Below are 7,700 nucleotides of genomic sequence, written 5' to 3'. Positions count from 1 at the left end.
CAGGCTGAAGCCTTGAGCTTGACTGAGTTGAATGATGGCGCGCTCTTCGACGCTGAGTTCGGAATAGGACATAGGGGCAGCACCGTACCGGAAAGGTCAGGTGTTGCACTCAGTTTTCGCGGCCGCCCTAATTAAAGTTATGACTCTAAAATTAATCGTATTTCACGTATTCCAAGGTCCTCTGCCGGAAAAGGCGCCGACGACCGTTGGTCGCCAAGCCCTATCGTCACATTAAGATATATCTTAAGTTATATCTAAACCTGTCTGGAGAGCCTGCATGAGAAACGAATCTCGCGGTGAATTCGAAAAACGTGGTGGTCGCGGTCCTCGCGTCTTCGCACCGGGTGATCTGAAATTACTGCTGCTGGCGCTGATCGCCGAACAGCCATGCCACGGCTACGACCTGATCCGCCGCATCGAAAGCCTGTTCGACGGCGCCTACAGCCCCAGCCCCGGCGTGATCTACCCGACCCTGACCTTCCTCGAAGAGAGCGAGCTGATCAGCGGCACTGCCGAAGGCGGGAAAAAACACTACACAATCACCGACGCCGGTCGTCTCTTCTTAAGCGAGCAAGCGGTTGCTCTGGACGGCGTGCGCATGCGCATCGATGTGAGCAAACGCTCGCTGCGCGGCCACGATCGCCCACCCGAGATTCATGAGGCGGTGCACAACCTGCGCCACGCCTTGCATTCGCACAACGGGCACTGGAGCCCGCAGGAAATCGTTCGTGTTGCGGCGCTGCTCAATCGCACCGCCCAAGCCATTGCCGACGGGACAGACCAATGAACACACAAGCCATTCATCGCGTGACTCACGAAATCAAACGCCGCCGCCTGGAAGTGCTGCGGGTGGTGGACATCACCCCGCGCATGCGCCGCATCACACTGGGCGGGCCTGAGCTGGCGGGCTTTATCAGCCTGGGCAGCGACGATCACATCAAGCTGCTGTTCCCGCAGAACGCCGCCGAGCAAGCGGCGCTGGAAAGCCCGACGTTCGCCATCAAGGGCGACGGCCCGCAACCGGCCATGCGCGACTACACGCCACGACGCTACGACCTGGAAATCGGCGAGCTGGACATCGACTTCGTGCTGCATGGCGATGGCCCTGCGTCTACCTGGGCCGAGCAGGCACGGGTCGGTCAGCACCTGTATATCGGTGGGCCACGAGGCTCGATGATCGTGCCGGACATTTTCGACAGCTACCTGCTGATCGGCGACGAAACCGCCCTGCCCGCCATCGGTCGACGCCTGGAAGAACTGCCGGCCGGGCGCAAGGTGCTGGCGGTGATTGAAATCGCCGATGCGGCGGAACAACAGGTGCTCGGCAGCGCAGCCGAAGTCGAGGTGATCTGGGTTCTGCGCGGCCAGGATGACCTGCTCGATGTAGTGCGCAACCTGACGCTGCCCAGCGGCACGCTGTACAGCTTTGTCGCCACCGAAACCAAGTTGTCACGCCAGGTACGGCGGGTGCTGCTGGATACGCACAAGGTCAATGAGCAATACCTCAAGGCCGTGGGTTACTGGCGTGCTGAGGGCAGCGAAGAAGAATGAATAAGGTGGGAGCTGGCTTGCCTGCTCCCACCTTAATGGTGCTCACTTTAAATCGAGGGTGATTTGAGGCGCTTGTCCAGGCCAACGATCACCAGCCCAATGACGATAAACCCTGCCAAAATCCCTCCGGCATTCACAAACACTTGTGGATAACCGAGGCTGTCCACATCCATGAACGGGTACTGATACTGCCCGAGCATATGCCCCCGCAGCAGCACATAACCGAAGTACACCAATGGGTAGATCACCCAGCCGGCAATGTGTTTGAGGCGCAACGTACCCTTGGGCACACACCGCCACCAATACACCACAAACAACAACGGCATGACGTCGTGCAGCAATTCATCGGCGATAAATTGAAAGCCTTGCGGGCTCCACAGATGCCGCAGCAGCAGGTTGTAGGCCAGGCTCACCACCACGATGCTCGCGGCGATCGCGCTACTGATGCGAGGCGCGAGGAAAAACCGCTTGGCGGCTGAGTCGCGCTTGACCAGTGAGTAGCTGAGCACCACGACCACCAGGGTATTGGTCAGAACGGTGAAGAAGCTGAAGAAACTGATCAGGCCGCCCAGCAAGCTCGCGCCACTGGCCCAGCGCGAATACAGAATCAGATATTGCTGGATCGCCAACCCCACCCAACCGGCGAGTGCAGCCGTTGCGACAAGACGCTTCATGGGCTCAGTCCAGCGGGCGTTTGGTGCGCATCAGCTTGACGTACAACCCCTCGACTTTTTCCCGCGCCCAGGGCGTCTTGCGCAGGAAGGTCAGGCTCGACTTGATACTCGGGTCACTCTTGAAGCAGCGGATATCAATGCGCTCGGCCAAGCCGCTCCACTCGTAATGCTCCACCAGGGTGGTGAGCACGTGTTGCAGGGTCACACCGTGGAGCGGGTCGTTGCTTGTCGCGGTCATGCCGGGCCTTTTGCAAAAAGAGGAAACACAGCCGCGCACCTTAGCCGACGGGGCGTGCAGGTGGAAGCATGGCATTGAATATAGCCCGTCAGGAAAAGTTCCCCTTCTTCACAAAAAAGAGATGTTATATTGTAACTTAAGTTATCAGTCATTTTGCCCAGGAATATCCGATGTCGCTGCCTTCTCTCTGGCGCTTGTCGCCCCTCGCCGCCGCCCTGTTGATTGGCTCCCAGGCCCATGCCCTGGAACTGCCACCCCAAGTAGTCACCGGCAACCCGCTGGGCAGCACACAACTCGCCTCGCCCACCACCGTGCTGGAAGGCGATGACCTGACCCTGCAACAAAAAGGCAGCCTCGGTGAAACCCTGAACAAGCAGCCGGGGGTGTCGTCTTCGTACTTTGGCCCGGGGGCCAGCCGCCCGATCATTCGCGGCCAGGATGGCGACCGCATTCGCATCCTGCGCAACGGCGTGGGGGCGCTGGATGCCTCGTCGCTGTCCTACGACCACGCGGTGCCCCTGGACCCGATCAACGTTGACCGCATCGAAATCGTAAGGGGCCCGGCCGCCCTGCTGTACGGCGGCAGCGCCATCGGTGGGGTGGTCAACACCTTCGACAATCGCATCCCCACCGAGGCCATTGAAGGCATCCATGGCGCCGGCGAGTTGCGCTACGGCGGTGCCGACACCACCCGCAGCAGCGCGGGCAAGCTGGAAGCCGGCAACGGCAGCTTCGCCTTGCACCTGGATGCCAATGGCCGCGAGTTCAACGACCTGAAAATTCCAGGCTATGCCCGCAGCCGGCATGCACCGGAGAGCGAGAACGGCCCCGGCAAAAATGGGCGCCTGGGTAACAGCAATGGGCGTCAGGACGGCGGTGCAGTAGGCGGTTCCTACACCTGGGACGATGGTTATGCCGGGCTGTCCTACAGCAACTACGACAGTAACTACGGCTCACCTGCCGAGCAGGATGTGCGCATCCGCATGAAACAGGACCACTACGCCTTTGCCTCCGAGATTCGCAACCTGCAAGGGCCGTTTACCTCGGTGAAACTCGACGCCGGTTACACCGACTACGAACACCGCGAAATCGAAGGCGGCGAAACCGGCACCACCTTCAAGAACAAAGGCTATGAAGCGCGGGTGGAAGCTCGTCACCAGCCGATTGGCCCATTCGATGGCGTGGTCGGCGCCCAAGTGACCCGCAACGAGTTCTCGGCCCTGGGCGAAGAAGCCTTCGTGCCGCAGACCGACACCAACGCCGGCGCGCTGTTTATCCTCGAAGAAATACAAGCCACCGAACGCCTGAAACTCAGCCTCGGCGCACGCCTGGAACACACCAGCGTCGACCCGAACGCCAAGGGCAACGAGCGTTTTGCCAATGCCGACAAGAGCAGTGACTTCGCCGCCGGTAGCCTGTCGTCAGGTGCGGTGTACACCCTCACGCCGATCTGGTCCCTGGCCGCCACCCTCGGCTACACCGAACGCGCGCCGACCTTTTACGAGCTGTACGCCAACGGCGCCCACGTTGCCACCGGTACCTACGAGTTGGGCGATGCCAACCTGAAGAAAGAAAAGGCCGTGTCCAGCGACCTGGCCCTGCGCTTTGACAACGGCACCCACAAGGGCAGCTTCGGCGTGTTCTATAGCCACTTCTCCAATTACATCGGCTTGTTGGGCACGGGTCGTACCCTGAACGATGAAGGCGAAGAGGACGCGAGTGGTATTCCCGAGTACGAATATTCTGGCGTGCGCGCACGTTTCGCCGGCTTCGAAGCCCAGGATCACTGGAAGCTCGGCGAAGGCGCCTACGGTAAGTTTGCGCTGGAACTGTCGGGCGACTACACCCGCGCCACCAACCTGGACACCGGCGAAGCCTTGCCGCGCATTGCGCCATTGCGTTTGAACAGCGGCTTGCTGTGGGAACTGGATCGCTGGCAGGCGCGTATCGATGTGGAACATGCCGCAGGCCAAGGGCGTGTGCCGGACAACGAAAGCGGCACCGATGGCTACACCACCCTCGGTGCCAGCGCGGGGTATCGCTTCAATGTGGGCGGCAGCCAGTGGCTGGCGTTCGTCAATGGCGAGAACCTGACCAACCAGACCGTGCGCTATGCCAGCTCGATCCTGCGCGACATCGCGCCGGCGCCAGGTAGAAGCGTTCAGTTCGGCGTTCGCACTACGTTCTAATCATCACCGCAAATCCTTTGTGGGAGCGGGCTTGCCCGCGAAAGCGCTGGGTCAGTCAACATCACTGTTTGCTGGACCGACGTCTTCGCAGGCAAGCCAGCTCCCACATTTGATCGTCGTCGCGTTGAGCATTGCGTTCGCGTGACTGATCGGTATTGCAGCGACTATCTGTCACTGTTACCAAAACTGAAATGATGCATCTTGCGATTCACCCTTTCTCAAAACGCCCCGCCGCATTATCCTTCGCAACAATCTGAAACGCTTCACCTCCCGGTCGACTCCCTTTGCCGAATCTCTTACTGCACAAAGACAGCGCTGTCTTGAATCGACCTGCGCCAGGGGATTGATTGCCCGCCTGTGGATAACCAGGTTATCCACAGAAAAAACCAAAAATAACGATGAACCAAGCCCGAGCCGAATCGTCATCTACAGTGAGTGAAGCACGGGGTTACATAATTCCAACGTAACGGAGAAACACACTATGAGCACTGATGGTGCCTCAAGCCCAAGCCGCCTGTTGCCCAGGCTGCTAGGCGTCTTGCTGCTGATCATGGGGCTGGCCTTGCTGGCTGGCGGTGTCAAGCTGAGCATGCTCGGCGGGTCGCTGTACTACCTGCTGGCCGGTATCGGCATCACCCTGACCGGCGTGCTGCTGCTGGCCACCCAACGCGCCGCGCTGGGCTTGTACGCACTGGTGTTGTTCGCCAGCACCGTGTGGGCCCTGTGGGAAGTCGGCCTGGACTGGTGGCAGTTGGTACCGCGCCTGGCCCTGCTGTTCGCCTTGGGCATCGTCATGCTGTTGCCGTGGTTTCGTCGTCCGTTGCTGCGTGGCCAAGCCGCACCGCTCGGCACTGGCGCGCTGAGCGTTGCCGTGGTGCTGGCGGGCGCTACTGCCCTGGCCAGCCAATTCACCAACCCAGGTGAAATGGTCAAGACCGGCCAACTGGACCGCGACGCGGTGCCGGGCATGGCCAGTGCTGCGCCAACCCAGGCCGATGGCGACTGGAACTCCTATGGCCGTTCGGCCTTCGGTGATCGTTACTCGCCACTGGCACAGATCACCCCGGAGAACGCCCATAAGCTGGTGCCGGCGTGGACTTATCGCACTGGCGACATCCCTGGCCCAGGCGATCCCGGTGAAACCACCGCGGAAAATACCCCGCTGAAAGTCAATGGCATGCTCTACGTGTGCACACCGCACAGCCAAGTGATTGCCCTGGACCCGGATACCGGCAAGGAAATCTGGCGTTTCGACCCGAAAATCACCACCCAGGGTGCTGAGAGCTTCAAAGGTTGGGCGCACATGACCTGCCGTGGCGTGTCGTACCACGATGACGCCGCCTACGCTTCCGAGCAGAGCCCGACTGGCACTGCCAGCCCGGCCGCCGCACCGAATGCCTGCCCGAAACGCATCTTCGTGCCGACTGCCGACACCCGTCTGATCGCCCTGAACGCCGACACCGGCAAGATGTGCGAAGACTTCGGTGACAAAGGCCAGGTCGACCTGCGCGCCAACATTGGCAGCTTCGCCCCAGGCGGTTACTACTCCACGTCGCCACCGGCCGTGACCAAGAACCTGGTCGTGATCGGCGGTCACGTGACCGACAACGTTTCCATCGACGAGCCAAGCGGCGTGATCCGCGCGTTCGACGTGCACACCGGCAAGCTGGTGTGGAACTGGGACAGCGGCAACCCGGACGACACCACCCCGTTGGCCGAGGGCAAGACCTACACCCGCAACTCGCCGAACATGTGGTCCATGTTCGCCGTGGATGAAAAACTCGGCATGCTCTACCTGCCGATGGGCAACCAGATGCCCGACCAGTACGGCGGCGACCGTACCGATGAGTCCGAGAAATACGCCGCGGGCCTGACCGCCCTGGACATCGACACCGGCCACGTGAAGTGGACCTTCCAGTTCACCCACCACGACCTGTGGGACATGGACGTGGGCGGCCAGCCTTCGCTGATCGACATCAAGACCGCTGCGGGCGTGAAGCAGGCAGTGATGGCGTCGACCAAGCAAGGCAGCATCTACGTGCTGGACCGCGCCACTGGCCAGCCAGTGGTGCCGGTCAATGAAATCCCGGTGCCACAGGGCGCAGTGGCGGGCGACCGCACCTCCCCGACCCAACCCAAGTCCGACCTGAACTTCATGCCGCCGCCGTTGAAAGAGCGCGACATGTGGGGCGTGACACCGTTCGACCAGATGCTGTGCCGGATCGACTTCAAATCCATGCGCTACGACGGCCCGTTCACCCCGCCGTCCCTGCAAGGTTCGATCGTGTACCCAGGCAACTTCGGCGTGTTCGACTGGGGCGGTATATCGGTTGACCCGGTACGCCAGATCGCCTTCGTGAACCCAAGCTACATGGCGTTCAAATCGAAGCTGATCCCGGCTGCCGACATTGCCAAGCAAGGCCCACGCGTCAGCGAAACCGAAGGCGTGCAGCCGAACAAAGGCGCCCCGTATGGTGTGATCCTTGAAGCACTGCTGTCGCCGATGGGCCTGCCGTGCCAGGCGCCGGCCTGGGGCTACGTGGCGGCGGTCGACCTGACCACCCACCAGACCATCTGGATGCACAAGAACGGCACCGTGCGTGACAGCTCGCCGGTTCCAATCCCACTGACCATGGGCGTGCCTAGCCTGGGTGGTACGTTCACCACCGCCGGTGGCGTCGCGTTCCTCAGCGGTACCCTGGACCAGTACCTGCGTGCCTATGACGTGAAAAACGGCAAGCAATTGTGGGAAGGCCGCCTGCCTGCAGGCGCGCAAACCACCCCGATGACCTACACCGGCAAGGACGGCAAGCAATACGTGCTGGTCATGGCGGGCGGTCACGGCTCCCTGGGGACCAAGCAGGGTGACTATGTAATGGCGTTCAAACTGCCAGATTAAGCAACGCTGGCGGTACGAAAAAGCGGCGGCCCGGATGGGCAGCCGCTTTTTTTTGCCTGCTGAAAATACCCCCGTGGTTTCTCCTCAACCCTTTAAAACTAATTTAGTGCACACGCCCTGCGTAATACAAAGCGTACGGATAAAACTTT

At 60.9% G+C, this 7,700-nt stretch carries 6 protein-coding genes; 4 read left to right on the top strand and 2 right to left on the bottom strand.

Features of this window, described 5'->3' with window-relative positions:
* Positions 1-277 precede the first annotated feature (277 nt).
* Together JJD66_RS15545 and JJD66_RS15540 are read left to right on the top strand one after the other, a co-directional pair.
* Positions 278-787, top strand: coding sequence for a PadR family transcriptional regulator (locus JJD66_RS15545; RefSeq protein ID WP_200648531.1), 510 nt, complete (start codon positions 278-280; stop codon positions 785-787).
* Entirely contained in the window at positions 784-1,551 is a 768-nt protein-coding gene (locus tag JJD66_RS15540) for a siderophore-interacting protein (protein ID WP_200648530.1), read from the top strand. The genes JJD66_RS15545 and JJD66_RS15540 overlap by 4 nt, the downstream gene beginning before the upstream one ends.
* Positions 1,552-1,598: 47 nt before the next feature.
* Here the strand turns inward: JJD66_RS15540 and JJD66_RS15535 are convergent, their stop codons facing one another.
* Positions 1,599-2,225, bottom strand: coding sequence for a Pr6Pr family membrane protein (locus tag JJD66_RS15535; protein ID WP_200648529.1), 627 nt, complete (start codon positions 2,223-2,225; stop codon positions 1,599-1,601).
* A gap of 4 nt (positions 2,226-2,229) precedes the next feature.
* The gene (locus tag JJD66_RS15530) at positions 2,230-2,463 is read right to left on the bottom strand and encodes a VF530 family DNA-binding protein (RefSeq protein ID WP_003188882.1); all 234 of its coding nucleotides are present in this window, start codon (positions 2,461-2,463) and stop codon (positions 2,230-2,232) included.
* A 170-nt stretch (positions 2,464-2,633) separates the two neighbouring features.
* On the opposite strand from JJD66_RS15530, the gene JJD66_RS15525 reads away from it, so the two are divergent.
* Both JJD66_RS15525 and JJD66_RS15520 read left to right on the top strand, forming a co-directional pair.
* A complete protein-coding gene (locus tag JJD66_RS15525; protein ID WP_200648528.1) occupies positions 2,634-4,652 on the top strand; it encodes a TonB-dependent receptor in 2,019 nt (672 codons plus the stop codon).
* 481 nt (positions 4,653-5,133) lie between these two features.
* Entirely contained in the window at positions 5,134-7,551 is a 2,418-nt protein-coding gene (locus tag JJD66_RS15520; RefSeq protein WP_105225878.1) for a glucose/quinate/shikimate family membrane-bound PQQ-dependent dehydrogenase, read from the top strand.
* Positions 7,552-7,700: the final 149 nt, after the last annotated feature.

The sequence above is a fragment of the Pseudomonas sp. MF6751 genome (genome assembly GCF_016613265.1).
Lineage (GTDB): Bacteria > Pseudomonadota > Gammaproteobacteria > Pseudomonadales > Pseudomonadaceae > Aquipseudomonas > Aquipseudomonas fluorescens_BV.
This window is presented reverse-complemented; position numbering and strand designations above follow the sequence as displayed.

Bases quoted from the DNA above. Each gene is read 5' to 3' on its own strand.
- JJD66_RS15545 (WP_200648531.1), top strand. From the start codon at position 278: ATGAGAAACGAATCTCGCGGTGAATTCGAAAAACGTGGTGGTCGCGGT.
- JJD66_RS15540 (WP_200648530.1), top strand. From the start codon at position 784: ATGAACACACAAGCCATTCATCGCGTGACTCACGAAATCAAACGCCGC.
- JJD66_RS15535 (WP_200648529.1), bottom strand. From the start codon at position 2,225: ATGAAGCGTCTTGTCGCAACGGCTGCACTCGCCGGTTGGGTGGGGTTG.
- JJD66_RS15530 (WP_003188882.1), bottom strand. From the start codon at position 2,463: ATGACCGCGACAAGCAACGACCCGCTCCACGGTGTGACCCTGCAACAC.
- JJD66_RS15525 (WP_200648528.1), top strand. From the start codon at position 2,634: ATGTCGCTGCCTTCTCTCTGGCGCTTGTCGCCCCTCGCCGCCGCCCTG.
- JJD66_RS15520 (WP_105225878.1), top strand. From the start codon at position 5,134: ATGAGCACTGATGGTGCCTCAAGCCCAAGCCGCCTGTTGCCCAGGCTG.